We start from the raw sequence: 25247 nt of genomic DNA, 5'->3' as shown, positions 1-25247 counted from the left end.
GTCAGCTGCCCCCGGCATTGAGTTTCTGGCGATATTTTTCGGCGTCCCAGTTGATCAGTTCGTCATTCTCTGCCGCTGTCAGATAATTAAGCTTCGCCGCGACATCGACCCGCGCTGTCACGTCGGCGAGGCAGCGCTGCATGGCGTCGGCACCGGCGCCCGCGTCGCCGCGCATCAGCACGCCGAGGCCGGGAAACAGGATCGCCACGGGTGCGGCGCCGCAGCGCTCGATGACGCGCTCCACATCCTCGCCCGGCCTCGCCACGACCGAGCCCTTGCCGAGAAAGATGACGTGGTCGGGGTAGAGGCTGCCACCCGAAGCCATGCGGCAGCTTTCGGGGTCGATCGCCACCGCGTGCGCCTCGACGTCCGCCGGCAATCTGTAGTCGCTGTCGCCGGCGCGCGCCATCAATGCCGCGGTGTCCGGCTCAGCCACCTGGCGCGGCGGCCGTGCCAGCAGCTGTGTCACGCGGCGCAGCAGCATGCCCGCCTCAGCGACAGTGTCGGCTGCAACGACCAGGCCGTGATTGCCGAGGATCAGGATGTCCACGCCTGGCCGCAGGCGCTCGGCGATGCCCTGGGCGAGCGGCAGTCCCGGCCGGCGATAGGGAACATACGCCCATTGGTGGCCGTCGAGCCGCCTGGCGGCCTCGGCCTCGCAGTCGGCCTGCACGGCCAGCGAAATGGTCTCGACGCAGTGGACATGCAGAACGATGCGCTGCGGCATCAGCGCATGTACGGTGGTCTCGATCGAGGGGCGCAGGCCGCGCGGATTGAGGGCGCCGACAGTGAAGGCCTGTGGCTGTTCGGCGGTCGGGTCGCGTCGTTCGATGGCGTCGAGCAATGGCGGAATGCTGACCGGCACCATGATGTCCGCGGTGAGCGCGTCCTTCAGCCAGGTGCCGGAGGCCTTGATCCAGAGCGTGTCACCGGCTTTTAGCGAGGTGTTGCCGCCGGCGGCCTGGGTCAGATGCGGGTCGCTGCCGATCTCGGCGGAGAGCGACCGCAGCGCTGCCAATTCCTGCGCATCCGCACTGATCGTCATCGAAATTCCTCCACAAACCGGCCGCGTGGCCACGGCTTTGGACGTCCTGCCGCCGGGACGAAGACCGACGCTGGTATCGCAGATGCGAGTAAGTTACGTCAACAGTGATGTTATCGCGTCAAATCAGACTTGCAATCCGAGGGCCGTTGAGTAAGTTGCACCAATTGCCGTGCTAAATGGCATGCCGTGCAGTGGCTCGGGAGGCAAGCGCATTGGGAGGTAAGGGTTGAGCGACTCCGGCCGCCAGCGTCAGATCGTCGAGCTTTTGCGGGACCGGCCTTTCGCATCGGTGCGCGAGCTGCAGGAGCGGCTTGGCGTGTCGGCGGCGACGGTGCGGCGCGACATCGACAAGATCGATGAGGCCGGCGAAGCGCGCAAGGTCTATGGCGGCATCTCGGCGCTCGATGGCGCTTCGCAAGCCGGCGTCGCCTATGCCAGGCCCTATGACGAGAACCGCGACCTCGCGGTCGAGGCCAAGCGGCAGATCGCCGCTCTCGCCGCCACCATGGTGCGCGACGGCGACGCGGTCATCGTGCATGGCGGTTCGACCTGCTTCCATCTCGGCGTCAAGCTCGCCGACCGCAATATCCGGCTTTACACCAACTCGATGCCGCTCGCGGCCTATCTCAGCGATCACGGCCATTGCAGTCTGACCGTTGCCGGCGGCGACCTGCACCGCGAGCCGGGCATCATCCATTCGCTGACGCAGACGGTGCCGTTCTACGCCTCGAAGTTTTTTCTCGGCGCGCAAGGCATCGGCCAGGAAGGCCTTCTGGAATCGCACCCGCTGCTGGTCCGCTCGATCGTCGAGCTCAGCCTCTGCGCCGACCAGATCGTCGTGCTGGCCGACAGCCGAAAACTGTCGATCCACGCGCGCAATGTGGCGCTGCCGCTGTCGCGGATCGGCACGCTGGTCACCGATGACGGCCTGTCCGAGACAGATGCCCGCATGCTCGAAGATGCCGGCGTCACGGTGAGGATCGCCGCTTCCTCGGGAGGCGCCCAGTGAACATCGCGGTCCTCGATTTCGGCAAGACCAATTCGAAGCTGTTCGTCTTCGGCCAGGACGGACAGATCCTCGACGAGCGCCGCACCCAGCCGAGCTGGATCCGCAAAGGCGGCTTCAGCGTGCTCGACGAGGCAACGCTGCACGACTGGGCGGCTCGCGCCATCGATGACGCCGTCGATACGCATGGCGTGGAAGGGCTGATGGTATCCGGCCATGGCTGCACCTTCGCGTTGGTCGACGAAGCCGCGCTGACGCATCCGATCCTCGATTACGAGCAGGAACCGCCAGCTGAAATCGCCGCGCAGATCGACCGCCGCATTCCGGATTTTGCCGAGACCTTTTCGCCGCGCCTGCCGCTTGGCTTCAACTACGGCCGCCACATGTTGTGGCTGAAGGAGGTGGAGCCCGGTGCCTTCGCCACAGCGAAATCGATCCTCGGCTACCCCCAATATTGGAGCTGGCGATTTGGCGGCCGGCCGGTGTCGGAGGTCTCCTATCTCGGCTGCCATTCGCATCTATGGGCGCCGCGCAAACGCGATTTCAGCTCGCTGGTCGATGCCGAGGGCTGGCGCGGCCAGATGCCCGCCTTCGAGCGTGCCGGCGCGGTGATCGGCGAGCAGCGCTTCAGCCGGGCCGCCAAGCCGGTCGCCGTCCACAACGGCGTCCATGACAGCAATGCTGCGCTCCATGCCTACCGCCGACAGCAGCTCGGGCCGGTGACCGTGGTCTCGACCGGCACCTGGGTGGTCGTGCTCAATCCGGACTGTCCGCTCAATGCACTCGATGGCGAGCGCGACATGCTGGTCAATGTCGATGTCTACGGCGGCCCGGTGCCGACCATCCGCTTCATGGGCGGTCGCGAATTCGCCACGATCAGCGCCGGCTGGCAGGGCGCAATCGCGCCGTCATCGGTACAACGGGTGATCGACGCCGGCATCATGGCGCTGCCGAGCTTCGCGCCCGGCGGCCCGATGCCGCACCGCCGCGGCGAACTGGTCGGGCGTACGCCTAATGCCGAGGAACGCGCGGCCGTGGCGCTGCTCTACGTCGCGCTGATGCTCGATCTGTGCCTCGAGCTGATCCATTCGGACAATACGGTGATCGTCGACGGCGGCCTGAACAATGGCGGGCTGCTTGCCGCGCTGCTGGCGCAATTGCGGCCCGGGCAGACCTTCCTGCAGGGCGCAACGCTGGAGGGCAGCGCCACCGGTGCCGCCGCACTTGCCTTTGAAAGCGTCGGACGCGAGTTTGCCACCGAGGCGCCGGAGGCGGTGCATGCGGCAAGCTTCAGCGGCCTTGCCGGCTACCGCAACGACTGGCGCGGCCTTGCCGCCGACCGGGGCGTGGCCAGGGCAGCCTCGGGAGGTGCACGATGAGCGCCGCCGCCCGGATCGAGACGATGCGCCAGCCGGTGCTGGAGATGCGCCACATCTCGAAGACGTTCGGGGCGATCCGCGCCTTGCATGATGTGTCGCTGACCGTTCACGCCGGCGAGCTGCACGCGTTGATGGGCGAGAACGGTGCCGGCAAGTCGACGCTGATGAAGGTGCTGTCCGGCGCCTACCGGCCGGACCCCGGCGGCGAAATCCTGATCGACGGCGTACCGGCCGCCACCGGCGACCCGATCAAGGCGCGCGCCGCCGGCATTGCGGTCATCTATCAGGAGCTGTCGCTGGCGCCCAATCTGTCGGTGGCGCAGAACATCTTCCTCGGCAATGAGCCAAGACGGTTCGGCATCGTCGACCGCGAGCAATGTAACCAGCGCGCCAGCGAGATCATCGCGCGGCTCGGCGTGGCCTTTTCGGCGCGCACCCCGGTCACCAACCTGTCGCTCGGCGAGCGCCAGCTGGTGGAAATCGCCCGGGCGCTGTCGACCAATGCGCGCATCATCGTCATGGACGAGCCGACCACGTCGCTGACCTCGCGTGAGACCGACCGGCTGTTCGAGGTGATCGCGACGCTGAAGTCGCAAGGCATCGCCATCATCTACATCAGCCACCGCATGGAAGAGGTCTACCAGCTCGCCGACCGCGTCAGCGTGCTGCGCGACAGCGGCTATGTCGGCACGCTCGACCGCGCCGATCTGAACGCCTCGCGCCTGGTATCAATGATGGTCGGGCGCGATCTGTCGACCTTCTACAAGAAGGATCACCGCCCGCCGGACAGCAAGCGCGCCGTCGCGCTGTCGGTGCGCGGCATGTCGGACGGCAATCTCATAAAGAATTGTTCCTTCGACCTCCACAAAGGCGAGGTGCTGGCACTGGCCGGCCTGGTCGGTTCGGGCCGAACCGAACTGGCACGGCTGATCTTCGGCGCCGACAGGCACATATCGGGCACACTGGAGCTCGGCGGCAAACCGATATCCATCGGTTCGCCGAGCGAGGCGCTCGATGCCGGCATCGCCTACCTGACCGAGGACCGCAAGCAACTTGGCCTGTTTCTCGACATGTCGATCTCCGACAACATCAGCATGGGCGTGCTGGCAAAGGACGCGAAGGCCGGCGGTCTGCGCGACTTCGCGGCTGCCGAAAAGCGCGCCGCCAAGGCGGTGTCAGACCTCTCCATCCGCACCAGCTCGGTGCAGGCCAATGCGGGTTCGCTGTCGGGCGGTAACCAGCAGAAGGTGCTGCTCGCCCGCCTGCTGGAAACCGAGCCGCAGGTCGTCATCCTCGACGAGCCGACCCGCGGCGTCGATGTCGGGGCGAAGTCGGAAATCTACCGGCTGATCGACAACCTGGCCAAGAAAGGCATCGCCATCCTGATGATCTCCAGCGAACTGCCGGAGGTGATCGGCATCGCCGACCGCGTGCTGGTGATGCGCGACGGTACCATTGCCGGCGAGGTGACGGCGTCGGAGGGCGAGCCGCTGCGGCAGGAAGCGATCATGGAACTTGCAACGGGAGCGGCTCAGCGATGACCGACAAGGTGGCCGACACGATGAAAGCGGACGACCGGGCGATCGGCAGAAGTACGAGGTGGCGCACCGCCATCGCCGCACTCGGCATGCTGCCGATCCTGATTCTGCTGGCGGTCGGCTTCCAGTTCATCAACCCGCGCTTTTTCACCCAGACCAATCTGCTGATCGTCATGCAGCAATCGTCGATCAACATCGTGCTGGCGGCCGGCATGACCTTCGTCATCCTGACCGGCGGCATCGACCTGTCCGTCGGCTCGATCCTTGCCGCCTCGGCGATGGTGGCGGTGATGGTGTCGCTGGTGCCCGATTGGGGACTGCTGGGCGTGCCGGCGGCCATTCTCGTCGGCCTCGGCTTCGGCGTCATCAACGGGCTGCTGATCGCCTATATCAAGCTGCCGCCCTTCATCGTCACGCTGGGGTCGCTGACCGCCGTGCGCGGCGTCGCCCGCCTGCTTGGCCAGGACACTACGGTGTTCAACGCGGACCTGCCGTTCGACTTCATCGGCAACGGATCGCTGTTCGGCATTCCGTGGCTGGTAATCATCGCACTGGCGGTGGTGGTGCTGTCCTGGCTGGTGCTCAAGCGCACTGTGCTCGGCACCTGGATCTACGCCGTCGGCGGTAACGCCGAGGCCGCCAGGCTGACCGGCATCAAAGTGCCGCTGGTGCTGCTCTTCGTCTATGGCGTTTCCGGCCTTCTGGCCGGGCTTGGCGGCGCTATGTCGGCGGCCCGGCTCTATGCCGCCAACGGGCTGCAGCTCGGCCAGTCCTACGAACTCGACGCGATTGCCGCGGTCATCCTCGGCGGCACCAGTTTCGTCGGCGGCGTCGGCTCGATCTGGGGCACGCTGATCGGCGGCCTGATCATCGCCGTGCTGTCCAACGGGCTCATCCTCGCCGGTGTTTCGGACATCTGGCAGTACATCATCAAGGGATTGGTCATCATCGTGGCGGTCGCCCTCGACCGTTACCGGCTCCAGGCAGGGGCAAGAACGTGATGGCCCTTAGTCGCCGGCATCCAACGAGCCGGTTTCATGTGTAACGCACCGTGAGAGGCGCGGGGCATCAGGAGGAAAATAAAACAATGAAGACCATCGCTAAACTGCTCTGCGGCGTAGCCTTTGCGGCCGCCGTCATCGCGCCGGCATCAGCCAAAGACCTGAACAAGGTCGGCATCTCGGTCGGCCTGCTCGGCAATCCGTTCTTCGTCGCCACCATCAAGGGCATCGAGGACGCGGCCAAGAAGATCAATCCGAATGTGCAGGTGACCTCGGTATCGGCCGACTACGACCTCAACAAGCAGGTTTCGCAGGTCGATTCCTTCATCGCCGCCGGTGTCGACGTCATCATGCTCAACGCTGTCGATGCCAAAGCGATCGCGCCGGCGGTCAAGAAGGCACAGGCGGCCGGCATCGTCGTTGCCGCCTTCGACGTTTCGGCGCCGGGCGCCGACGTCACCGTGATGACCAACAACGTCAAGGCCGGCGAAGAGGCGTGCCAGTATCTGGTCGATCATACCGGCGGCAAGGGCGACTACGTCATCCTCAACGGCCCGGCCTCGTCATCGATCCTGGAGCGGGTCAAGGGCTGCAAGGACGTGCTGGCAAAACACCCCGACATCAAGATCCTTTCCGACGACCAGAACGCCGAAGGCTCGCGTGACGGCGGCCTGAAAGTGTTCCAGTCGCTGCTGACCCGTTTCGACAAGATCGACGCGGTCTTCGCCATCAACGATCCGACGGCGATCGGCGCCCAGCTTGCGGCCAAGCAGCTCAACCGCTCGGAGTTCATCTTCACCGCGGTCGACGGCGCGCCCGATATCGAGAAGGAACTCGCTTCCGGCACGTCGATGATCAAAGCCTCGGCCTCGCAGGATCCCTATGTGATGGCCGGTCAGTCGCTGACGATGGCGGCTGACCTGCTTGCTGGCAAGAAGCCGGCCGAGCCGACGGTACTGCTCGACCCGAAGCTGATCACGGCCGACAATTTGAAGGATTACAAGGGCTGGACCGCAGCTCGCTAAGCTTCCCAAGCCTGGTGCGGCCGGGATGACCGGCCGCACCTTTTTATCGGAGCAATGGATTGCCAAAAGCCGATTTGGACTTGGGTCCGCTACTCCTGGAATGACCGGAGACAATCATGTCGCGCATCGGAATCCACTCATTCGTCTGGTCGGCGAGCTCGGCGCAGAGCGACCTCGAGCGGACGCTGGCCAACACCAGGGAGGCCGGCTTCGACCTGATCGAATTCTCTTATCTCGACCCCGCCAATGTCGACATCGACGGCTTGGCCAAGCGGATCGGCGACCTCGGCCTCGGCGTCGCGATCAGCATCGGACTGCCGGCCGACGGCGATATTTCGAGCGCCGACAAAACGATTGCGGCGCGCGGAGTCGAAATCCTGAGACGTACGATCGCGCTGACCCGCGATCTTGGCGGCCAGAAGGTTGCCGGCATCCTCAGCACCAGCCATGGATTGCAGAGCGAGGCGCCGACGCGCGACCAGTGGAACCGCAGCGCCGGCACGCTTGCCGAGGTGGCCGAGACAGCAAAATCAGCTGGCGTCAGCCTCAACCTCGAGATCGTCAACCGCTTCGAAAGCAACCTGCTCAACACCGCCGCGCAAGGCATGGCCTTCATCGCGGACAGCGGCTCCGACAACATCTTCCTGCATCTCGACAGCTTCCATATGAACATCGAGGAGGCCGATGTCGGCTTGGCCATTCGCAACGCCGCAAGGAAGATCGGCTATGTCCATATCGGTGAGAGCCATCGCGGCTTCCTCGGCACCGGCAATATCGATTTTGCCGCGATATTCGACGCGCTGACCGCCATCGGCTACAGCGACGATCTCAGCTTCGAATCCTTCTCGTCGGAAATCGTCGATGAGAACCTGTCGCGGAAAACCGCCATCTGGCGCAATCTGTGGACCGACAATATGGAGCTGGCCAAACATGCGCGCCGCTTCATTTCGCTCGGACTGGAGACGGCGCGGCGCAAGGCCGAGCTTGTTTCCGCAACGCAGCGGCCTTGAGAACTCGCAGTTCCGAAATCGATCTGGTTAGACCAGAGGCGCTGTATTAGCCGGCAAAACGCGGCCCAAGCTCCTCGATGCGGCGGATCATCGCCTGGAAATCCTCCGAGATGCGCTGGTGCAGGTAAACCGCCAGCTCCGGGTATTCCTCGAGGATGCGGCGGAACATCTTGCGGCTGAGCCGCAGCACTTCCGAATCGATTTCGGCAGAGGCGCTGGTCAGCCGGTTGGTATCGGCGATCAGCGCCAGTTCGCTGAGCATGGTGCCGGGGCCGGCGGTGCCGATCGGGATGCGCTCGCCGTCGTGCTCGCGGTAGAGGACGATGCGGCCGCTGATCACGATATAGGCGCAATCGGCCGCGTCATCCTCGCGGTAAAGCTTGTGGTCGGCTTGCAACCTGGTGGTTTCGGCGCCGAAGGCGAGCAGACGCAGTTGTTCCTGCGTAAAGCCCTCGAAGAGCCTCACGGTGGACAGGATGCGGATGTCGTCATCCAGCGCCATCTAGCTATGTCCCCGAACCGTCAGTCCGACTCCTCCCCTACGAGGCCGATCCAAAACCACCTCCAGCCTCAGGACCGTACCCGAAAAGCGCCCCGCCCGGATCGCTTATTTGAATAATGAAATGTTTAAGGAACCAGCTTGTAGCCGCCGCTTTCTGTCACGAGAATTTCCGCGTTGGAAGGATCGCGCTCGATCTTCTGGCGCAGCCGGTAGACATGCGTTTCGAGGGTGTGAGTGGTGACGCCGGAATTGTAGCCCCAGACTTCCTCCAGCAGCACGTCGCGGGTCACCACCTTCTGGTCGGCACGGTAGAGATATTTGATGATCGAGGCTTCCTTTTCGGTCAGCCTCACCTTGGCGCCGCGCGGGTCGATCAGAAGCTTCTGGCTAGGCTTGAACGTGTAGGGGCCGACCGAGAAAGTGGCGTCCTCGCTCTGCTCGTGCTGGCGCAGCTGGGCGCGGATGCGGGCCAGCAGCACGGCAAAGCGGAATGGCTTCGTCACATAGTCGTTGGCGCCGGCCTCGAGGCCAAGGATGGTGTCGGAATCGGTGTCGTGGCCGGTCAGCATGATGATCGGCGCCTTGTAGCCGCCCTTGCGCAATATCTTTACCGCCTCGCGGCCATCCATGTCGGGCAGGCCGACATCCATGATGAGCAGGTCGATGAGACCGCCGCGCGCCGTGGCGATGCCTTTGGCGGCGGTCGCTTCCTGCAGGACATCGAATTCCTCATAAAGCGACAATTGCTCGACAAGGGTGCCGCGCAGGTCGTCATCGTCGTCAACGATCAGAATGGTGCGTGAAGTCATGGATCAATCCGTTGTTTTGAAAAGAGATTTCAGTTGACCGCAGCCTGTTTATGCGGAAGCTGACCGGCACAACAGCCGTTCACAGTGATTTGTTCCGTGGCACGATCATACAAGAAAAAACACGATCGCAATGCAGTCGGCGCAATTTTGCCGAAAGGGCTCGCCGTGCTCACCGTGCGCGCGCGCCCGGGCCATGCCAGCCAGGGCTTTCTGCAGGCCGGCAAACTGGTGTTTCCATGTGCGCTGGGGCATGGCGGCATCTCGGCGGCCAAGCGCGAGGGCGACGGCGCCACGCCGCTTGCCTCGATGCGGATATTGTCGGGATATTTTCGCGGCGACCGTTTCGCCGGCGGCCGCCGGACGCGGCTCGCGATGACGCCGATCGGCCGCGACCTCGGCTGGTGCGAAGTGCCTGGGGACCGCAACTACAACCGCCCGGTCAAAATCCCCTATGGCGCCAGCCATGAGCGGATGCTGCGCACCGACGATCTCTATGACGCCTGCCTGGTGCTGGACTGGAACATTGTGCCGCGGCGGCGCGGGCGCGGCAGCGCCATCTTCTTCCACCTGGCGCGCCCCGGCTTGACGCCGACGCAAGGCTGCGTCGCGGTAACGGCTCGCACCATGGCGCGGCTGCTGCCGCTGCTGTCGGAACGGACGGTGGTGAGGGTGGTAAGGTGAGGGAGTCGTGAATTAAGGTAGGGGAATAGTGAGTAGTGAATAGGGAAATTGGTCGGGAAGGATATTCGCGGACCCGCCGCTTAGCTTCACTACTCACTACACCGTCCTAGCGCTTCCTCGGCAGCTGCCAACCCGTGTCGAGAAGGCCGAGCCGGCCGAGTTCGCGGTCCATGGCGCGTGCGATGTCCTTGCGTTCGCCGCCGATGTCGCGCAGCTGGCGATCGGAGAGATCCTCGACATTCTCGTAGGGAAGATTGACCGCGATTTTTGCGTAGCGAAACCAGTCAAGCACGGCGCGCAGCCAGGCCGGGCGGAGGGTAACAGGGCGCAAGGTGATGTCAGACATGGTGCAACCCGCTTCTCCGGACATCAAATCCGGTTTGATGTTTCTTCGATGACCAGATCATGACCGATTGAAATCCAAACAGGAAACGAGTAGTTTTTTCTGCATCTTCAAGTTTTGTTTGAGGATTGGGATGCTCGACCGAACTTTCCTCGTCTGGCACTGATGGCGCGCCTGCTGCCTGGAACCCGTGCGCTGCGGACGCTGGAGGCAGCGGCCCGGCATCTCAATTTCACCCGCGCCGCCGACGAGCTCGGCCTGACGCCGGCGGCGGTCAGCCATCAGATCAAGGAAATCGAGGACCAGCTCGGCATCGTGCTGTTCACGCGCACCAGCCGCACGATCCGGCTGACCGAGGCGGGTGCGGTGCTGTTCGAAGCTTCGACCGATGCGCTCGACCTGCTTGGCCGGGCCGTCTCACGGGCGCAGAAGATGGCACGCGGATCGGCGCTGCTGAAGGTCACCCTCGATGCGCAATTCGCGACGAAGTGGCTGATGCGGCGCGTCGACGATTTTCGCAAGCAGCATCCGGCGATCGAGCTGCGTTTCGACATCAGCTACGAGGTGCGCGACTTCGATCGCGACGACGTCGATCTCGGCATCCGTTTCGGCACCGGCAAATATCAGGGGCTTCGCTCGCACCGGCTGTTCGAAAACGTTATCATTCCGGTCTGCAGCCCGGCCCTGTTGCGGGCCGGGCCGCCGCTCAAGGAGCCGCGCGACCTGTTTCATCATACGCTGGCGCATATCGAGTGGTCGCGCCAGGGCGTCACCTGGCCGAACTGGAGCATGTGGATGGCGGCGGCGGGCGTCGACGATTTCGACGACAGCCGGACCATCGTGTTCGGCAATTCGACCGATGCCGTCCAGGCCGCGCTCGACGGCAACGCGGTTGCGCTCGCCGATTTCGCCATGGTGGCAAACGACCTTTCGGAAGGCCGGCTGATCCGGCCGTTCGAACTCGGCATCAAGGTCGCGCCCGAATTCGCCTATTTCCTGGTCTATCCCGAAACGGCGGCGAATGATCCGCGCATCGTCGCCTTTCGCGATTGGCTCCTCGAGGAAGTCGCCAAGACGCCGACCTGACGGTCAGCCGGTCGCCGCCGCGCCGAACCAGCCGATCACCGCGCCGATGAGAAGCAGCACGCCGAGCCAGTGACCAACATCGATGAGCGTCAGATCCCAGCCGAAACCTTCGTAGCGATGGTTGACCGAAAGCGTCGTGGCGACGAACCCCAGCCAGAGAACGAAGCCGAAGATCACCCCGGCAAGCAGGCTCGGTTCGCCGCCGGTCACCGCGCCGATGATCAGCGACATGACCAGCGCCATCACGATCTCCGCGACGAAGGAGACGACGAAGGGCAGCATCGATTTGCTCATCGTCGCCGGATCAAGCTTGGCGGCCTTCAGCCACGGCTTGCTCAAACCCATGTACCAGGCGGCGCCGAACAACCACGCCACGACGGCGGCGACGATTACCGCCAGCCAATTGATTGCCGAAAAATCCATGGTTCCCTCCGGTCGATTGCGCGATGGAACGCCTGTTCGGCGATGCCGTCAAGCAAGACGCCAGACGGTGGTGCGCTTGATCTCGGCGTCTTCCAGCGCGCGGGTCACCGCCACTTCGTAGACGGCAAGCGGCTCCAGCCCGGTCTTCGGCAGATAGGAGCGGCCGGGATCGCCGACGAGAATGTCGGCGCCGCGCGCCCTCAGCCGGGCGAACCACGGCATCAGCCCGTCGGCAAAGGACTTGTCGTAGAAGACATCGCCGGCCAGCACGACGTCCCACCCGGCATCGCTGCCGATGGGATCGCCGGCGAGGAATTCGATCTCGGTCCCATTGGCCTCGGCATTGAGGCGGATCGCGGTCGCGCAGAACGGGTCGATATCGGCGGCGATCACCTCGGCAGCGCCGGCCTTCACTGCTGCAATGGCGACAAGGCCGGAGCCTGAGGCGAAGTCGAGCACGCGCCTGCCGCGCACCGCCGCCGGATTGTCGAGGATGTAGCGGGCAAGGCCTTGGCCGCCGGCCCAGGCGAAAGCCCAGAAGGGTGGCGGCAGGCCGATTTCGGTCAGCTCGTCCTCGGTCCGCTGCCATAATTCATGTGCCTCGTCGGCCAGGTGCAGGCGGATCTCCGGCACATGCGGCGGCGCCATCAGCGCCGTGTTGTCGAGGATGAATTTCCTGGCGCTGTCCGGCGTCAGCGCCGTCATGGCGCCGGCGTCAGGCCGCCCATGCGGCAAACCTCTTGCCATTCGGCCGGCGTCACCGGCTGCACGGACAGCCGGCCGAGCCGCACCAGCGCCATGTCGGCCAGCTGTGGATTGGCCTTGGCCTGCTCCAGCGTCACCGGCTTCGGCATGTCCTTGAAGGCGCGGATATCGACGCACTCCCAGCGGGGGTCGTCGGTGGTGCTGTCCTGATGGGCCAGCGCGCAGACTTCGGCGATGCCGACGATGTCGAGCCCGTCATTGGAATGGTAGAAGAAGCCGAGATCGCCGATCTGCATCGCCTTCATGTTGTTGCGCGCCGCATAATTGCGCACGCCGTCCCATTGCGTGCCGGCCTTGCCCTTGGCCTTGAGGTCCTCGAAGGAGAAGACCGAAGGTTCGGATTTGAACAGCCAGTAGTTCATTGTGTTGCTCCTCCTCAGGTGCCGCCGCGATCAGATGTCCGCCGGCTTGTTGAAGCTCCAGTTCCACTGCTGGATTTCGACGCTTTCGAACAGCCCTGCCTTGGTATAGGGATCGGCCGCCGACAGGGCTTTTGCCGCAGCCAGATCGGGCGCCTCGACGACGGCGAGAGTGCCGTTCGGCTTGCCGTCGGCGTCGAGGAACGGGCCGGCGAAGGCCAATTTCTTGTCGCCGTTCAGCCCTTCCAGGAAGGCAAGGTGCTTGGGCCGCGTATCGAGCCGCACCTGCAGGCTTCCTGGCTTGTCCTTGCAAATCAACGCAAACAGCATCTTTTCCATGTCCGCAATCGTTCGGAATTACATGTCGGTTTCGGTCTTGAGCGGCCGTGTCATCAATGCCGATACCGCCTGGTCTATGGTTATGGTGCCGTCCAGTATGGCTGCGACGGCGGCGATGATCGGCGCGTCGATCCGGCGCTCGCCGGCGATGCGGGCGGCGATTGCCGCCGTCGGCACGCCTTCCGCCAAAGGCAAGCCGGCAAGCGGCTTGCCTTGCCCCAGCGCCAGCCCATAAGCGAAATTGCGCGACTGCGCGGACGAGCAGGTAAGCAGCAGGTCGCCGAGGCCGGAAAGTCCCATCAGCGTCTCAGCCTTGGCGCCAAAGGCGGCGCCGATGCGGCGCAGTTCGACGAAACCGCGCGTCACCATCGCCGCCTGGGCGCTGGCACCGAGCCCGGCGCCGGTGACGGCACCCGCGGCAATGGCAAAGACGTTCTTCAGCGCGCCGCCGATCTCGACACCGATCAGGTCGTCGCTCGAATAACAGCGCAGGTTTTCCGCCGAAAAGCGGGCGGCGAGGTCGGTGGCCAGAGCCTCGTCGCGGGCGGCGACCACGACAGCCGTCGGCAGGCCCCTGGCGACGTCGGTGGCAAAGCTTGGGCCCGACAAAGCGGCGACCGGATTTGCCGGCAGGATACCCTCGGCAATGGACGACAGCAGCGCGCCGGTGTCGCGCTCGATGCCCTTGGCGCAGAGGACCAGCGGGACGCCTTTCGGCATATGGCTGGACGCGGCCGTCAGCATAACACGTAACGATTGTGCCGGCGCCACCGCCAGAACGCAGTCGGCGCCGTCGAGCGCGGCCACGATGTCGCTCGTCGCCACGATGCCGGCCTGGAGCGCGATGCCCGGCAGATAGCGCGGATTTTCGCCACGGTCGATCGCCGCGACGGTCTCCGGGTCGCGCGCATAGAGGCGGACGAAATGACCGGCGCGCAGCATGGCCAGCGCCAGCGCCGTGCCCCAGGCGCCGCCGCCGAGCACGGCGACGCGCCAACCGCTTGGAGCCTTGTGCTCGCTGCCGGTCATGCCTTGGCCCCACGCCGGCCCGAGCCGACCATCGGAGCGGAGATGCTGTCCAGCGGCCACCGCGAGCGCGGCACGAAATCGGCGGCATTTTCGCCTGATATCCCGGCGCGCAGGCGCTCCATGCCGGCCCAGGCGATCATCGCCGCATTATCGGTGCAGAGGTTAAGCGGCGGCGCGACGAAGCTGAACCCGGCCTGCTTGCACAGGCCCTGCAATGTCGCCTTGATCGTCCGATTGGCGGCGACGCCGCCGGCGACAACCAGCGCAGGCTCGGCCTTGTCCGGGAATTGCTGACGGAACCTGGTCAGCGCCCGCGCAACACGGTCGCCCAGCGCATCCGCGACCGCCGCCTGGAAGGAGGCGCAGACATCGGCGACGTCCTGGTCGCTCAGCGGGGCAATCGCCGTTGCCGCCTGGCGTACCGCGGTCTTGAGACCGGAGAAGGAAAAATCTGGCTGTGCCGAGCCCTTCATCGGGCGCGGAAACGCAAAACGCGCCGCATCGCCATTTGCCGCCGCCTTCTCGACATTCGGTCCGCCCGGATAGGGCAGGCCGAGCATCTTGGCCGTCTTGTCGAAGGCCTCGCCAAGCGCGTCATCGATGGTCGTCGCCCAGCGCTGGTAGTCGCCGACGCCGCGCACGGCGACGATCTGGGTATGGCCGCCGGAGACCAGCAGCAAGAGGTAGGGAAAGTCGAGCCCATCGGTCAATCTGGCCGTCAGCGCGTGGCCTTCGAGATGGTTGATGGCGATCAGCGGTTTTTTGGCTGCCGCGGCGATGGCTTTTGCCGTCATCAGGCCGATGATCAGCCCGCCAACAAGACCGGGACCGGCGGTGGCGGCAATCGCATCGATGTCGGCGAGGTCGACGCCGGAATCGGCCAGCGCTGCCTCGATGATGCCGTCGAGCGCCTCGACATGGGCGCGCGCGGCAATCTCCGGCACGACGCCGCCGAAGGCAGCATGCTCCTCGATCTGGCTGAGCACGATGTTCGACAGGATTTGCGGCGTGCTGCGACCGTCCAGCGCCACCACGCTGGCGGCGGTCTCGTCGCAACTCGTCTCGATGCCCAGAACGCGGATCAATTCGTCGCTGTCCTCGATGATTGTGCAATCGGCCTTTCCCCGATAGGAGAAAACCCGGAAAACTGCCTCGATCTGCCGGGGGTTATCACGGACGGCGCGTCATGCAAACAACCTTGAAAATCGGAACACGCGGCAGCCCGCTGGCACTGGCGCAGGCGCATGAAACGCAGGCGCGGCTGATGGCCGCGCACGGCATGCCGGTCGAGGCGTTCGAGGTGGTCGTCATCTCGACCAGCGGTGACCGCATCCAGGACCGGCCGCTGTCGGAAGCCGGCGGCAAGGGCCTGTTCACCAAGGAGATCGAGGAGGCGCTGCTGGCGCGCCGCATCGACATCGCCGTGCATTCGTCGAAGGACATGCCGACGCTGTTGCCCGAGGGGCTGGAACTGTCCGCCTACCTGCCGCGCGAGGACGCGCGCGACGCCTTCATCGGCAAGGCGGCGCGAACGATTGCCGGCCTGCCGCAAGGCGCCAAGGTCGGTTCGTCGTCGCTGCGGCGCCAGGCGCTGATCCGGCGGATGCGGCCGGACGTCGAAGTGGTGATGTTTCGCGGCAATGTGCAGACGCGGCTGCGCAAGCTCGACGACGGCATCGCCGACGGCACCATCCTCGCCTATGCCGGGCTGAAGCGGCTCGGGCTCGAGGACGTCGTCACCGACCTGATGCCGCTCGACGTCTTTCCGCCGGCGCCGGGGCAAGGCGCGATCTGCCTCGAAAGCCGCATCGGCGACCGCGATGTGGAACAGATGCTGGCAGCGATCCACGACGGGCCGACCGGCGAGGCGCTGGCCTGCGAGCGCGCCTTCCTGGCGGCGCTCGACGGCTCCTGCCGCACGCCGATCGCCGGCCATGCGACGATATCGGGCGGAACGGTTTCCTTTGCCGGGCTGATCATCTCGCCCGATGGCACGCAGTCGCATGAGGTCAGGCTGGAAGGGCCGGCGCAACAGGCTGCCGGCATCGGCGCGGAAGCCGCCGCGATCGTTCGGGCCAAGGCCGGCGAAACATTCTTCGACGGCTGGACCTGACATGCTCCGCGTCCTGGTGACGAGGCCCGAACCGGGCGCCTCGCGCACGGCGCGCCGGCTCGCCGATGCCGGCTTTCAGCCGATCCTGCTGCCGCTGACCGAAACGGCGGCGCTGCCGGTCGAAGCAGGCGCGCTCGCTGACGCCGCCGCGGCGGTCGCGGTCACCAGCGCCAATGCGGTTCGCCATGCGCCGAAAGAGGTCATTGCCGGGCTCGCGCGCTTGCCGTGCCAGGCTGTCGGCAAGAAGACGGCGGAAGCCGCCCGCAGGGCCGGGTTTCTGTCCGTCGGCGAAGGCCCGGGCAATGCCAAGGCGCTGGCCGATGCGCTCGCTGGCGGTTACGCGGGGCAGACCATCGTCTATCTCTGCGGGCGGGTGCGCTTTCCGGATTTCGAGGAGCGGCTGTTTGCGTCGGGCGTTCATGTCCGCGCCGTCGAGACCTACGACACTTTTGCGCTGGATTATTCCGACGAGGCCGTTCTTGCGCGCCTGTCCGCCCGGCCGGTCGAGGCGGTGCTGCTCTATTCGGCCAAGGCGGCCACGGCGATGCAGGCCCTGGCTAGCCGGCCGGCGCTGCGTGGCCTTTTTCAGGACACGCGCTTTTTCGCTTTGTCGGGGCGCATTGCCGAGGCCTTGGGCGAGGTCGCCGGGATCCGGATTGCGCCTGAGCCCAGCGAGGATGCCTTGCTGGGGCTTTTGCAGGCGTCGCGCTGACCGGCATCCGCCTGTTCCGGACGTTGGCATACCTCTGCCGGCATCCTCAATTTATTCCGCAGTAGGCGCTGTCGGCGAAGCTGCGGATCTCCCCCCCTTGCGGGGGAGATGCCCGGCAGGGCAGAGGGGGGTGCTGTCCCTCCGACCTGTCAGCCAATCGAGCCCTCCATCCCGGTTCGGGACAGGTTTAAGTCGACGTTGGTGCTCAGTCACACCCCCTCTGGCCTGCCGGCCATCTCCCCCGCAAGGGGGGAGATCGGCAGCTTGGCGGGCAGCGCCAACATGGACGATTCGCCCTCGAGCCACATTTTGTTCTTGCTTTGTGCCGGCAGCTATGCTAGAAAATCACTTAGGTGCTGATTCGCGCCAACGACCCGCCGCCGAGGCGGGTTTTTCATTTCTGGTCCCGCATGCCGTGTCCCAAAATCGCTGCAGCGTTTTGCCAAAACTGAATTCCAAAGCGATGGCGTCATCACGCCGCCCCTTTTCACCGCTTGGTGATGTGCTAGACCCTTCAAACCATCCGAAGCGAATTTTGCGGAGCCCGAGCATGGTCAAGACGCCGAAGATGCGGCATTCCAAGAGCCGCCGTGAGCCGGTGACCATCGAGCTCGAGCCCGGCGCCGTCTCGCGAGTCGCCGCCGAACAGGAAGCCGGCAAACAGCAGCCAGACAATGCAGAGTCAGCGGGGGCGCAAACCGGCGAGGCGAAAGCCGAGGAAGCGGCGAACGCCTCGCAGCCCGAGCCGCCTGAAGAGCCGGTGCATGCCGACCAGACCGATCTCGAGCCATGGGAACATGCCGACGCAGCCGCGCCGGCCGGCACGCAAGAGCCGGCGGATGCCGGCGCCGATCCTACCCGGGAAACGGAAACCTCTTATCCCGCCGGTTCGGATGCGCCGGCCGGGCGCTCCACGGCTTCCGACTACAGTTTCGAAGATGCATCCAGCCCAACCGGGGCCAACGAACCGGGGATCCCAGGCTCCGGCGAGAAGACAGCTGAGGCGAGGGACGACCATATGGCAGCGCAGCCGAAGCGGAGCGGCATCAGCGGCATCGCCGCCGGCATTGTTGGCGGCGTCATCGCGCTCGCCGCCGCCGGCGGGCTGCAATTTGCCGGCCTGCTCGGTGCGCCGGGGTCGGGCGGCGTGTCGCTCGACGCGGTCAATGGCGAGATCGTTTCGCTGAAACGCGAGGTCGCGGACCTCAGACAGGCCGACGCCAACAATGACGCCTCGGCCAAGGTGGACGGGCTGTCGTCGGCGTTGGACCAGGTCAGGGCGGACGTCGCGGCGTTGAAGTCGGCCGTCGAACAAGGCGGCGCCGGCGACAATGCCGGGCTGGCGGCACTTGGCGACAAGGTCCGGCAGATCGAGCAGGCGGTCGCGGCCCTCGGCAAGGCCGGCGGCACGGTGCCGGTCGATCTCGGCCCGCTCAACGAAAGGCTGGCCGCGCTCGACGCCTTGGTGAAGTCAGCCGGCGAAACGGCAAAGGCGCAGGAAGGCCGGCTTGCGGCCCTGGAACAGTCGGTTTCCCAGCTCTCGGGCAAGGTCGATGCACAGGCTTCGCAGCCGAAGATCGCGCTGGCCATTGCCGCCTCGGCGCTCAAGGCTGCGCTCGACCGAGGTGCGCCGTTCGCAGCCGAACTCGAAACCTTTGCCGCGATCTCACCGGATGCGCCCGAGATCGCGACGCTGCGCGCCTATGCCGAAAAGGGGGTGCCGACGCGGGCCGAGATTGCCGCCGAAGCGGACGCCGCCGCCAACGCCATGGTCGCTGCCGCAATGCCTGTCGACCAGAATGCCGGCATCCTGCAAAAGCTGCTGTCGAGCGCCGAATCGCTGGTCAAGGTCAGGCCGATCGGCGCCGTCGAAGGCACCGGCGTCCCGGAAACCGTCGCCCGTATGGAGGTCGCGGTCAATCAGGGTGACTACGCCAAGGCGCTCAGTGAATACGAAACCTTGCCTGAGGCGGCCAAGGCCGCCGGCGCCGACTTTGCCGGGAAACTGAAAGCGCGGATGGAGGTCGAGACACAGATCGATTCGCTCATCGCCGGCGCGATGAAGGCGTGAGGAACCCAATGATCCGCATCCTCGCCTTCCTTGCCGTCGTCTTTGCGCTCGGGCTCGGCTTCGCCTGGCTGGCCGACCGGCCGGGTGAAATGCTCGTTACCTTCAACGGCTATCAATACCAGGTCAGCCTGATGGTCGCGGCGGTGGCGGTCGTTGCCGTGGTTGCCGCGGTGATGATCGTCTGGTGGCTGGTCAAGGCGCTGTGGAACAGTCCCTATACGATCTCGCGCTATTTCCGCGTGCGTCGCCGCGACCGCGGCTATCAGGCGCTGTCGACCGGGATGATCGCCGCTGGCGCCGGTGACGGCGCGCTCGCCCGCAAGAAGACCAAGGAAGCGGCAAAGCTGATCCGCTCCGACCAGGAGCCGCTGATCCAGCTGCTCGACGCGCAGGCCTCGCTGCTCGAAGGCGACCATGAAGGCGCCCGTGAAAAATTCGAGACCATGCTCGATGATCCCGAAATGCGGCTGCTCGGCCTGCGCGGGCTTTATCTCGAGGCCGAGCGGCTCGGCGACCGCAACGCGGCCCGCCACTATGCCGGCCGGGCAGCGGCGGTGGCGCCGCAACTGGCCTGGGCGGCCGAATCGACATTGGAAGACCTGACCGGGCGTGGCGACTGGGATGGCGCGCTGAAACTGGTCGATGCCCAGAAGTCGACCCGGCAGATCGAGCGCGATGCGGCCAACCGGCGTCGCGCCGTGCTGCTGACCGCCAAGGCGCAGGCGCTGATCGACAGCGATGCCAATGCTGCAAGGGCAGCGGCGCTCGAAGCCAACCGGCTGCGGCCGGATTTCGCACCGGCGGCGGTCGTCGCGGCGAAATTGCTGTTTCGGCAGAACGACGTGCGCAAAGGCTCGAAAATCCTCGAGGCGGCGTGGAAGGCCGAGCCGCACCCGGAGATCGCGGAGCTCTATGTCCATGCCAGGCCGGGCGATGCCGTGCTCGACCGGCTGAACCGGGCAAAGAAGCTGCAGGAGCTGAAGAAGAATCATGCCGAGTCTTCGCTGGCCGTGGCGCGCGCCGCGCTCGATGCGCAGGATTTTGCAACCGCCCGCCGCGAGGCGGAAGCCGCCATCCGCATGGATCGCCGCGAAGGCGCCTATCTGCTGCTGGCCGACATCGAGGAGGCCGAGAGCGGTGACCAGGGCAAGGTGCGGCAGTTGCTGTCGAAGGCGGTGAGAGCGCCGCGCGACCCGGCCTGGGTCGCCGACGGCGTCGTCTCCGAACGCTGGGCTCCGGTATCGCCGATCACCGGCAGGCTCGACGCATTCGAATGGCGGGCGCCGATGGAGCGGCTCGGCCAGTTGATCGACAGCCATGAAGAGACTCCGGAGGGACCGATGCCGGCCATCGCGGCTCCAGCCAAACCGGTACAGGAAACAGCCGAGGCGATCGAGCACACAGCCGTTGCTGCCGAGACACCGGGTACAGCGACCGAAGTGAGGACCGAAAACCGTGCCGCCGAGGATCATGTGACACCAATCACCGCGGCGGCGTTTGCCCAAGTGCCGGAAGATGCCGAAGCCGTCGAGCCGGCGCAGGAGCTGACGCGGCTGCCCGACGATCCCGGCGTCGATCCCGACGACGCGGCGGACAAATCGACGCGCCGGTTTCGTTTGTTCTGATAAGGGTCGAGTGGACCCGGACTTATTGGGAATGATTTGATGTTCGAACGCGTTTTGTCGTTTCTAAGGGATCTGCCGTCCGGTGGTGGCGCCAGCCCCAGCGCCGACGATCCGCGCGTTGCCGCGTCCGCCCTGCTTTTCCACGTGATGAACGCCGACGGGGTGCGCCAGGATACCGAATGGGAACGGTTCAAGAAGGTGCTGGCGGAAAGTTACTCGATCAGCGGCGACGAACTCGACGCTTTGGCGGCTGCCGGCGAGCGGGCCGACAATGAGGCGATCGACCTCTACGCCTTCACCAGCGTGCTCAAGCGCCATCTCGACGCCGAGGCGCGAAAGGGCTTCATCGGCCTGATGTGGGAGATCGTCTATGCCGATGGCGAGCTGCACGAACTCGAGGACAATACCGTCTGGCGGGTCGCCGAGCTGATCGGCGTCGAACGTCGCGACCGTGTCGAGGCGCGCCTCAAGGCGGCCGCCGCGGCTCCTGGTGCTGCCGGAACGTCAAGCGACGAATAAACAGGGTCCAGCCTTCCAATGCCGCCCAAGCCAAGCCCGAGACCAAAGATCCTGATCGTGCTGCATCAGGAGCATTCGAGCCCCGGACGGGTCGGCCATATGCTTATCGAGGAAGGCTTCGACCTCGACATCCGCCGACCGCCGCTCGGCGAGGCCTTGCCGCAGACGCTGGATGGCCATGCCGGCGCGGTGGTGTTCGGCGGCCCGATGAGCGCCAATGACGGCGACGAGTTCGTCCGCCGCGAGACCGACTGGCTTAAAATTCCGCTGAACGAGAACCGGCCGCTGCTTGGCATCTGCCTCGGCGCGCAAATGCTGGTCAAGCATCTTGGCGGCAGGGTCGAGGGCCACGGCGAGGGCCTCGTCGAAATCGGCTGGTATCCGCTTAAGGCGACCGAAGCGGGCAGCAGGCTGATGCATTGGCCTGAGATGGTCTATCAATTCCATCGCGAGGGCTTTTCGCTGCCGAAGGACGCGACGCTTTTGGCGACGGCCGAAACCTATCCCAACCAGGCCTTCCGCTATGGCGACAATGCCTGGGGCATCCAGTTCCATGGCGAATTGACCCGGGCGATGATGCAGCGCTGGGTGGTGCGCGGCGCGCACCGCTTCGAATTGCCCGGCGCGCAGCCCGGCCGCGACCATCTCGGCGGCCGGCTGATCTGGGACATGCACCTCAAGCGCTGGCTCGGCGAGTTCCTGCCGATGATTTTCGGCAAGCCGGCGCCGCGGTAATCAGTTTCGCCCCCTGAGATGACGCACCTTGCGCAGCTGCGGGAACAGCACCGCCCATAGCCCGGCGACAGCGATCGCCCCGACACCGCCGACCACCACGGCCGGAACCGTGCCGATCAGCGCGGCCATGGTGCCGGCGCGGAATTCGCCGAGCTCATTGGAGGCGCCGACAAACACCTGGTTGACGGCGTTGACACGGCCGCGAACGTCGTCCGGCGTCCACAGCTGGATCAGCGTCTCGCGGATATAGACGCTGAACATGTCGGTGGCGCCAAGCAAGGCGAGAGCAGCGATCGACAGCCAGGTGATGGTCGAGAGGCCGAACAGGACAGTGAACGCGCCGAACAGCGCAACGAAGCCGAGCATGACAAGGCCGGCATGGTTGCGGATCGGGTGTCCGGCCAGCCAGATGGCGACGCAGATGGCGCCGACGCCGGGCGCCGAGCGCAACAGGCCGAGCCCCCACGGGCCGAGTTCGAGGATATCGCGCGCGTAGACCGGCAGCAGCGCCGAGGCGCCGGACAGGAGCACCGCGAACAGGTCGAGCGATATCGCGCCGAGCACGATCTTTTCGCTCCAGATGTAGCCGAAGCCGGCGAACAGGGTCTGTACCGTCGGCCTGTCGGTCCGGCTGCGCTGGGCAGGCTTCGGGATGGTGAAGATCAGCACGGCGGCAACGAGCATCAGCACGGCCGCTGTGGTGTAGGCAGCTTCGGCCGAAAGCCCGTAGAGCAGGCCGCCGGCGACCGGCCCGACGATGGTTGCCGTCTGCCAGGCGGACGAGTTCCAGGCGATGGCGTTGGCGAAATCCTCAGGCGGCACCAGATTGGCGAACAGCGATGACGAGGCCGGCCCGAAGAAGGCGCGCGCAATGCCGAACATGGCGAGCACGATGAAGACCGGCATCGGCCCGGAGAGGCCGCGCAGCGTCAGCAGCAGGAGGGCCAAGGCGCAGCCCGCCTCGACCAGCACCGCCAGCGCCATGATCAGCCGACGCCCGAAACGGTCGGCAACGTCGCCGGTGACCAGCACCAGCAGCAGCGAAGGCAGGAACTGGACGATGCCGACAAGGCCGAGGTCGAACGGGTCGCGGGTCAGATCGTAGATCTGCCAGCCGACGGCGACCGACACGATCTGGGTGGAGAATGTCGAGAGGAAGCGCGCCGCCCAATAGCTCAGGAACGGCCGGTGGCGAAAGGCGGCATAGCGCTGGTCGGATGGTACTTGGGATTCTGCGGTCATGGAATAAGGCCCCGTGGCGGCGATGTCGGCCGGCGGGGCACTTCCACGATGGGCGCTGGTCCGGCCAAGAGAGCCTTTAGCGCAGTTCGGCCGGAGGCGCGCGCAAAAATCCGGCCTGGATCAAGGAATTTCGGGCTACCATGCTAATTGCATATGGCAAACGCGCTCGGCGGAGGTGGAGAGGTTATTTGGCGCACCAGGTCGAGTTCCTTCGCGCCCCCCTCTGTCCTGCCGGACATCTCCCCCTCAAGGGGGGAGATTGGACGTCCCGACGGCTTTCGCCAATCTCCAGCGTCAAAGGCGATTCGTGCGTTTAAAGAGACGACTGGCGAGGTAGCCAATCTCCCCACTAGAGCGGGAGATGTCCGGCAGGACAGACGGGGGCGCTGTCCCTCTGGTACCAAAAAATTCCGCACCTTCGCCACGCGGAGAAAGTCGCAGCATGGATACCAAGGTTTCCACGACGTCGCTTCGCTCGGGATAACGAAGCGCGCTCCCACGCCTGCCCACGTGGTATCGCTGAAGGATCAAACCTGCTCTCGCCTTGGTATCAAACCGTCGCTTTGGCCTTCCTGCCCCGGCTCTTGACGGGCGCGGGCGGGGCGGCTTTGCGGCCGAGGCCGATCGCCTTGGCCAGCTGCGAACGCGAGGCCGCGTAGTTGGGAGCGACCATCGGGTAGTCCGACGGCAGGCCCCATTTGGCGCGGTAGGCGTCTGGCGTCAGCCCGAAATGAACGCCGATATGGCGCTTCAAGGATTTGAACTTCTTGCCGTCCTCGAGACAGATGATGTAGTCCGGCGTCACCGATTTCTTGGGATTGACGGCAGGCGTCAGCGGCGCGGCGACCGGCACTGCCGGTTGCCCCAGCCCCCCTATGGAAGCGCTGACGCTGGCGATGAGATCGCCGAGGCCGGAAGCCGGCAAGCGGTTCTTCTCGACATATGCGGAGACGATATGGGCGGTCAGCTCGAGCAGGTCGATGTCTTTGCGAGCGTTGTTGTTGTCGTCGGTCAATCTATCTCTCCGTCCGTGGGGGTCGCAGAAATTCCTAGTCGGCAAAGCTGCGCAATGCAATGACGCCGCGCCACGTCACACATTATTTTGAATAATAATACTAACGGCAGCGCGGGATTAACAACCCTGAGCCGGTGCTCGATAATATCAGACAATCAGCAATATCAGATAATCAGGGATTTGTCGCGCCACAGTCGAAATCCGCCTTCGAAGGCGCGTGTGTTGTCGCCGCGTCTGCAATCGGCGGGCAAGTCGGTGAGTTCATCGACATTGCCGCCGCCGATGACCACGTAATCCGGCTGCATGGCGGTGCGAAGCCGGTCGACGACGTCGAAGACGTATTTGCGCCATTTCTTCTTGCCGCGCTTTTGCAGCCCGCGTTCGCCGACATAGTCTTCGAAACTGCCGCGCTTCTTGTAGGGAAGATGGGCAAGCTCCATCGGCTGGGCGACGTTATCGACGATCATCGCGGCCCCCAGGCCGGTGCCGAGGCCAAGGAACAGCATGCGGCCGCCTTCATAACTGCCGACGGCCTGCATCAGCGCATCGTTGACGACCTTCACCGGCTTGCCGAACTCAGCGGCGAAATCGCAGCCGACCCAGCCCTTGCCGAGATTGGCCGGTTCGGTCAAAGGCCGGTTGTGGTGCACGGGACCCGGATAGCCCATCGAGACGACATCGTAGTGCAGCCCTTCGGCGAGCGTCTTCACTGCAGCGACCATCTGCTGCGGCGTCAGCTCCGGTCCGGAAGCGGTCTTGCGCTCCTCTGCGCCGGCGCTGGTGCGGACCTTGACGTGCGAGCCGCCGATATCGATCGCAAGCACGATCTGTTCGGCGTCGGGTGCGGGTCGCTTCACCGCTTTGGCCATCGCTTT

General features: G+C 65.2%; 27 protein-coding genes. 14 read left to right on the top strand and 13 right to left on the bottom strand.

Features of this window, described 5'->3' with window-relative positions; all coding sequences use genetic code 11:
- Nucleotide 1 precedes the first annotated feature (1 nt).
- Nucleotides 2-1045 carry a class II aldolase/adducin family protein gene (locus tag NMG46_RS11775; protein WP_254817810.1) on the bottom strand — a complete coding sequence of 348 codons (1044 nt, stop codon included), beginning with the start codon at nucleotides 1043-1045 and terminating at the stop codon, nucleotides 2-4.
- 226 nt (nucleotides 1046-1271) lie between these two features.
- On the opposite strand from NMG46_RS11775, the gene NMG46_RS11770 reads away from it, so the two are divergent.
- The 6 genes from NMG46_RS11770 to NMG46_RS11745 all read left to right on the top strand — a co-directional run bounded on the left by NMG46_RS11770 (nucleotide 1272) and on the right by NMG46_RS11745 (nucleotide 8004).
- The gene (locus NMG46_RS11770; protein WP_254817809.1) at nucleotides 1272-2054 is read left to right on the top strand and encodes a DeoR/GlpR family DNA-binding transcription regulator; all 783 of its coding nucleotides are present in this window, start codon (nucleotides 1272-1274) and stop codon (nucleotides 2052-2054) included.
- Nucleotides 2051-3430, top strand: coding sequence for a carbohydrate kinase (locus NMG46_RS11765; RefSeq protein WP_254817808.1), 1380 nt, complete (start codon nucleotides 2051-2053; stop codon nucleotides 3428-3430). Before NMG46_RS11770 ends, NMG46_RS11765 begins: the two co-directional genes overlap by 4 nt.
- Nucleotides 3427-4971 (top strand): sugar ABC transporter ATP-binding protein, encoded by a 1545-nt coding sequence (locus NMG46_RS11760; RefSeq protein WP_254817807.1) that lies wholly within the window; start codon nucleotides 3427-3429, stop codon nucleotides 4969-4971. The genes NMG46_RS11765 and NMG46_RS11760 overlap by 4 nt, the downstream gene beginning before the upstream one ends.
- Entirely contained in the window at nucleotides 4968-5969 is a 1002-nt protein-coding gene (locus tag NMG46_RS11755; protein ID WP_254817806.1) for a ribose ABC transporter permease, read from the top strand. The genes NMG46_RS11760 and NMG46_RS11755 overlap by 4 nt, the downstream gene beginning before the upstream one ends.
- A gap of 86 nt (nucleotides 5970-6055) precedes the next feature.
- Entirely contained in the window at nucleotides 6056-6994 is a 939-nt protein-coding gene (locus NMG46_RS11750; protein WP_254817805.1) for an ABC transporter substrate-binding protein, read from the top strand.
- A 116-nt stretch (nucleotides 6995-7110) separates the two neighbouring features.
- A complete protein-coding gene (locus NMG46_RS11745) occupies nucleotides 7111-8004 on the top strand; it encodes a sugar phosphate isomerase/epimerase (protein ID WP_254817804.1) in 894 nt (297 codons plus the stop codon).
- Nucleotides 8005-8050: 46 nt separating this feature from the next.
- On the opposite strand, the gene NMG46_RS11740 is transcribed toward NMG46_RS11745, so the two are convergent.
- Both NMG46_RS11740 and NMG46_RS11735 read right to left on the bottom strand, forming a co-directional pair.
- Nucleotides 8051-8506 carry a Crp/Fnr family transcriptional regulator gene (locus NMG46_RS11740; protein WP_254817803.1) on the bottom strand — a complete coding sequence of 152 codons (456 nt, stop codon included), beginning with the start codon at nucleotides 8504-8506 and terminating at the stop codon, nucleotides 8051-8053.
- Between the two features lie 125 nt (nucleotides 8507-8631).
- A complete protein-coding gene (locus NMG46_RS11735; protein WP_254817802.1) occupies nucleotides 8632-9315 on the bottom strand; it encodes a response regulator transcription factor in 684 nt (227 codons plus the stop codon).
- A 144-nt stretch (nucleotides 9316-9459) separates the two neighbouring features.
- Between NMG46_RS11735 and NMG46_RS11730 the strand changes: the two genes are divergently transcribed.
- Nucleotides 9460-9996, top strand: a complete 537-nt coding sequence (locus NMG46_RS11730) for a L,D-transpeptidase (RefSeq protein ID WP_254818067.1) — start codon at nucleotides 9460-9462, stop codon at nucleotides 9994-9996.
- Between the two features lie 106 nt (nucleotides 9997-10102).
- Here NMG46_RS11730 and NMG46_RS11725 read toward each other — a convergent pair whose 3' ends face one another.
- The gene (locus NMG46_RS11725) at nucleotides 10103-10342 is read right to left on the bottom strand and encodes a hypothetical protein (RefSeq protein WP_254817801.1); all 240 of its coding nucleotides are present in this window, start codon (nucleotides 10340-10342) and stop codon (nucleotides 10103-10105) included.
- Between the two features lie 162 nt (nucleotides 10343-10504).
- Here NMG46_RS11725 and gcvA point away from each other — a divergent pair, with 162 nt between their 5' ends.
- Entirely contained in the window at nucleotides 10505-11425 is a 921-nt protein-coding gene (gene gcvA / locus NMG46_RS11720) for a transcriptional regulator GcvA (protein ID WP_254817800.1), read from the top strand.
- Between the two features lie 3 nt (nucleotides 11426-11428).
- Here gcvA and NMG46_RS11715 read toward each other — a convergent pair whose 3' ends face one another.
- Genes NMG46_RS11715 through tsaD form a run of 6 tightly spaced genes read right to left on the bottom strand, consistent with a single transcriptional unit; the run spans nucleotide 11429 to nucleotide 15422 of the window.
- Complete coding sequence (locus tag NMG46_RS11715) at nucleotides 11429-11848, bottom strand: DUF1761 domain-containing protein (RefSeq protein ID WP_254817799.1); 420 nt, start codon at nucleotides 11846-11848, stop codon at nucleotides 11429-11431.
- Nucleotides 11849-11896: 48 nt separating this feature from the next.
- Entirely contained in the window at nucleotides 11897-12553 is a 657-nt protein-coding gene (locus tag NMG46_RS11710; RefSeq protein WP_254818066.1) for a methyltransferase, read from the bottom strand.
- On the bottom strand, nucleotides 12550-12975 hold the full coding sequence (locus NMG46_RS11705) for an EVE domain-containing protein (protein WP_254817798.1): 426 nt from the start codon (nucleotides 12973-12975) through the stop codon (nucleotides 12550-12552). The genes NMG46_RS11710 and NMG46_RS11705 overlap by 4 nt, the downstream gene beginning before the upstream one ends.
- Nucleotides 12976-13005: 30 nt before the next feature.
- Nucleotides 13006-13302 carry a YciI-like protein gene (locus NMG46_RS11700; RefSeq protein ID WP_254818065.1) on the bottom strand — a complete coding sequence of 99 codons (297 nt, stop codon included), beginning with the start codon at nucleotides 13300-13302 and terminating at the stop codon, nucleotides 13006-13008.
- Between the two features lie 27 nt (nucleotides 13303-13329).
- Nucleotides 13330-14340: an NAD(P)H-dependent glycerol-3-phosphate dehydrogenase gene (locus NMG46_RS11695; protein ID WP_254817797.1), complete on the bottom strand. Its 1011-nt coding sequence runs from the start codon at nucleotides 14338-14340 to the stop codon at nucleotides 13330-13332.
- Entirely contained in the window at nucleotides 14337-15422 is a 1086-nt protein-coding gene (tsaD, locus tag NMG46_RS11690; protein WP_254818064.1) for a tRNA (adenosine(37)-N6)-threonylcarbamoyltransferase complex transferase subunit TsaD, read from the bottom strand. The genes NMG46_RS11695 and tsaD overlap by 4 nt, the downstream gene beginning before the upstream one ends.
- Nucleotides 15423-15526: 104 nt before the next feature.
- Here tsaD and hemC point away from each other — a divergent pair, with 104 nt between their 5' ends.
- The 6 genes from hemC (at nucleotide 15527) to NMG46_RS11660 (ending at nucleotide 22115) form a co-directional block, all read left to right on the top strand.
- The gene (gene hemC / locus NMG46_RS11685; protein WP_254817796.1) at nucleotides 15527-16453 is read left to right on the top strand and encodes a hydroxymethylbilane synthase; all 927 of its coding nucleotides are present in this window, start codon (nucleotides 15527-15529) and stop codon (nucleotides 16451-16453) included.
- A gap of 1 nt (nucleotide 16454) precedes the next feature.
- On the top strand, nucleotides 16455-17165 hold the full coding sequence (locus NMG46_RS11680; RefSeq protein ID WP_254817795.1) for a uroporphyrinogen-III synthase: 711 nt from the start codon (nucleotides 16455-16457) through the stop codon (nucleotides 17163-17165).
- Nucleotides 17166-17715: 550 nt separating this feature from the next.
- Complete coding sequence (locus NMG46_RS11675; RefSeq protein ID WP_254817794.1) at nucleotides 17716-19236, top strand: COG4223 family protein; 1521 nt, start codon at nucleotides 17716-17718, stop codon at nucleotides 19234-19236.
- A gap of 8 nt (nucleotides 19237-19244) precedes the next feature.
- Nucleotides 19245-20861 carry a heme biosynthesis protein HemY gene (locus tag NMG46_RS11670; RefSeq protein WP_254817793.1) on the top strand — a complete coding sequence of 539 codons (1617 nt, stop codon included), beginning with the start codon at nucleotides 19245-19247 and terminating at the stop codon, nucleotides 20859-20861.
- A 39-nt stretch (nucleotides 20862-20900) separates the two neighbouring features.
- On the top strand, nucleotides 20901-21380 hold the full coding sequence (locus tag NMG46_RS11665; protein ID WP_254817792.1) for a TerB family tellurite resistance protein: 480 nt from the start codon (nucleotides 20901-20903) through the stop codon (nucleotides 21378-21380).
- An 18-nt stretch (nucleotides 21381-21398) separates the two neighbouring features.
- Nucleotides 21399-22115 carry a glutamine amidotransferase gene (locus NMG46_RS11660; protein WP_254817791.1) on the top strand — a complete coding sequence of 239 codons (717 nt, stop codon included), beginning with the start codon at nucleotides 21399-21401 and terminating at the stop codon, nucleotides 22113-22115.
- Here NMG46_RS11660 and NMG46_RS11655 read toward each other — a convergent pair whose 3' ends face one another.
- From NMG46_RS11655 to NMG46_RS11645, 3 genes are all read right to left on the bottom strand, one after another.
- Complete coding sequence (locus NMG46_RS11655) at nucleotides 22116-23357, bottom strand: MFS transporter (protein WP_254817790.1); 1242 nt, start codon at nucleotides 23355-23357, stop codon at nucleotides 22116-22118. It abuts the gene before it with no gap.
- Between the two features lie 550 nt (nucleotides 23358-23907).
- On the bottom strand, nucleotides 23908-24372 hold the full coding sequence (locus NMG46_RS11650) for a MucR family transcriptional regulator (RefSeq protein ID WP_254817789.1): 465 nt from the start codon (nucleotides 24370-24372) through the stop codon (nucleotides 23908-23910).
- Nucleotides 24373-24536: 164 nt separating this feature from the next.
- A complete protein-coding gene (locus NMG46_RS11645) occupies nucleotides 24537-25241 on the bottom strand; it encodes an ROK family protein (RefSeq protein WP_254817788.1) in 705 nt (234 codons plus the stop codon).
- Between the last annotated feature and the right edge of the window lie 6 nt (nucleotides 25242-25247).

It is taken from the genome of Mesorhizobium sp. LMG 17147, from assembly GCF_024297145.1.
GTDB lineage: Bacteria > Pseudomonadota > Alphaproteobacteria > Rhizobiales > Rhizobiaceae > Mesorhizobium.
The sequence above is the reverse complement of the archived record's forward strand: the minus strand, read 5'-3'. Positions and strand labels throughout refer to the sequence as shown.

Excerpts from the sequence above, each read along its gene's own strand:
- NMG46_RS11740 (WP_254817803.1), bottom strand. The coding sequence starts at position 8,506 with ATGGCGCTGGATGACGACATCCGCATCCTGTCCACCGTGAGGCTCTTC.
- NMG46_RS11655 (WP_254817790.1), bottom strand. The coding sequence starts at position 23,357 with ATGACCGCAGAATCCCAAGTACCATCCGACCAGCGCTATGCCGCCTTT.
- NMG46_RS11710 (WP_254818066.1), bottom strand. The coding sequence starts at position 12,553 with ATGACGGCGCTGACGCCGGACAGCGCCAGGAAATTCATCCTCGACAAC.
- gcvA (WP_254817800.1), top strand. The coding sequence starts at position 10,505 with ATGGCGCGCCTGCTGCCTGGAACCCGTGCGCTGCGGACGCTGGAGGCA.
- NMG46_RS11735 (WP_254817802.1), bottom strand. The coding sequence starts at position 9,315 with ATGACTTCACGCACCATTCTGATCGTTGACGACGATGACGACCTGCGC.
- NMG46_RS11725 (WP_254817801.1), bottom strand. The coding sequence starts at position 10,342 with ATGTCTGACATCACCTTGCGCCCTGTTACCCTCCGCCCGGCCTGGCTG.
- NMG46_RS11660 (WP_254817791.1), top strand. The coding sequence starts at position 21,399 with ATGCCGCCCAAGCCAAGCCCGAGACCAAAGATCCTGATCGTGCTGCAT.
- NMG46_RS11715 (WP_254817799.1), bottom strand. The coding sequence starts at position 11,848 with ATGGATTTTTCGGCAATCAATTGGCTGGCGGTAATCGTCGCCGCCGTC.
- NMG46_RS11750 (WP_254817805.1), top strand. The coding sequence starts at position 6,056 with ATGAAGACCATCGCTAAACTGCTCTGCGGCGTAGCCTTTGCGGCCGCC.
- NMG46_RS11675 (WP_254817794.1), top strand. The coding sequence starts at position 17,716 with ATGGTCAAGACGCCGAAGATGCGGCATTCCAAGAGCCGCCGTGAGCCG.
- NMG46_RS11745 (WP_254817804.1), top strand. The coding sequence starts at position 7,111 with ATGTCGCGCATCGGAATCCACTCATTCGTCTGGTCGGCGAGCTCGGCG.
- NMG46_RS11670 (WP_254817793.1), top strand. The coding sequence starts at position 19,245 with ATGATCCGCATCCTCGCCTTCCTTGCCGTCGTCTTTGCGCTCGGGCTC.
- NMG46_RS11695 (WP_254817797.1), bottom strand. The coding sequence starts at position 14,340 with ATGACCGGCAGCGAGCACAAGGCTCCAAGCGGTTGGCGCGTCGCCGTG.
- NMG46_RS11700 (WP_254818065.1), bottom strand. The coding sequence starts at position 13,302 with ATGCTGTTTGCGTTGATTTGCAAGGACAAGCCAGGAAGCCTGCAGGTG.
- NMG46_RS11705 (WP_254817798.1), bottom strand. The coding sequence starts at position 12,975 with ATGAACTACTGGCTGTTCAAATCCGAACCTTCGGTCTTCTCCTTCGAG.
- NMG46_RS11760 (WP_254817807.1), top strand. The coding sequence starts at position 3,427 with ATGAGCGCCGCCGCCCGGATCGAGACGATGCGCCAGCCGGTGCTGGAG.
- NMG46_RS11755 (WP_254817806.1), top strand. The coding sequence starts at position 4,968 with ATGACCGACAAGGTGGCCGACACGATGAAAGCGGACGACCGGGCGATC.
- hemC (WP_254817796.1), top strand. The coding sequence starts at position 15,527 with ATGCAAACAACCTTGAAAATCGGAACACGCGGCAGCCCGCTGGCACTG.
- NMG46_RS11645 (WP_254817788.1), bottom strand. The coding sequence starts at position 25,241 with ATGGCCAAAGCGGTGAAGCGACCCGCACCCGACGCCGAACAGATCGTG.
- NMG46_RS11775 (WP_254817810.1), bottom strand. The coding sequence starts at position 1,045 with ATGACGATCAGTGCGGATGCGCAGGAATTGGCAGCGCTGCGGTCGCTC.
- NMG46_RS11665 (WP_254817792.1), top strand. The coding sequence starts at position 20,901 with ATGTTCGAACGCGTTTTGTCGTTTCTAAGGGATCTGCCGTCCGGTGGT.
- NMG46_RS11680 (WP_254817795.1), top strand. The coding sequence starts at position 16,455 with ATGCTCCGCGTCCTGGTGACGAGGCCCGAACCGGGCGCCTCGCGCACG.